Origin of the sequence: Paenibacillus sp. OSY-SE (assembly GCF_000283315.1) — a bacterium.
GTDB lineage: Bacteria > Bacillota > Bacilli > Paenibacillales > Paenibacillaceae > Paenibacillus_B > Paenibacillus_B profundus.
The window spans coordinates 1-743 of sequence record NZ_ALKF01000017.1 but is presented as its reverse complement, the minus strand read 5'-3'; the positions used below and the strand labels follow the sequence as shown (position 1 = coordinate 743).

Here is a 743-nt window from a genome sequence, read left to right as displayed (position 1 = left end):
CGACGGGAATTCCGAAAGGAGTCTGCGTCACGCATCGAGGGGTGGTCCGGCTCGTTGCCGATGCCAATTATGTGGACATCAGCAGCAAAGACGTATTTTTGCAAGGCTCGACGATATCGTTCGATGCGGCAACGTTCGAGATCTGGGGCAGCTTGCTGAATGGAGCTGCGTTGGCTGTGTTGCCTCCGGGCAATGTATCGTTGACCGAATGGACACGGGCCATTCAACAGCATCAAGTGACGATCCTATGGTTAACGGCAGGACTGTTCCACGTCATGGTCGACAATCAGCTCCAAGCCTTGCAGGGAGTCCAACAATTGTTGGTGGGCGGCGATGTCGTCTCCAAGACGCATGCCACAAAGGTTCTGGAGCGGTATAACGGAATTCGGCTAATCAATGGATATGGTCCGACGGAAAATACGACCTTCACTTGCTGCCACGAGATTTCCGCAGCCGATATGGAGCGGCCGTCCATTCCAATCGGGCGTCCAATCGGCAATACTCAAGCATATGTGCTGGATGGAGCGGGCAAGCTGCTTCCGGCAGGCGTGATCGGCGAGTTGTATACAGGCGGAGACGGACTGGCCCAAGGTTACTTGAACCGTCCGGAGCTGACGGCAGAGAAGTTCGTAGACAGCCCTATCGTGCCGGCAACACGGCTATACCGCACAGGCGACTTGGCGAGATGGCTGCCGGATGGAACAATCGAATACGTGGGACGAATCGATGATCAAGTGAAAATT

The 743-nt window shown here is 55.0% G+C and carries 1 protein-coding gene; it reads left to right on the top strand.

What is annotated here, in order from left to right; all coding sequences use genetic code 11:
• On the top strand, positions 1-743 hold a 743-nt coding region (locus tag A372_RS0100110; protein WP_019418887.1), incomplete at both ends, for an AMP-binding protein.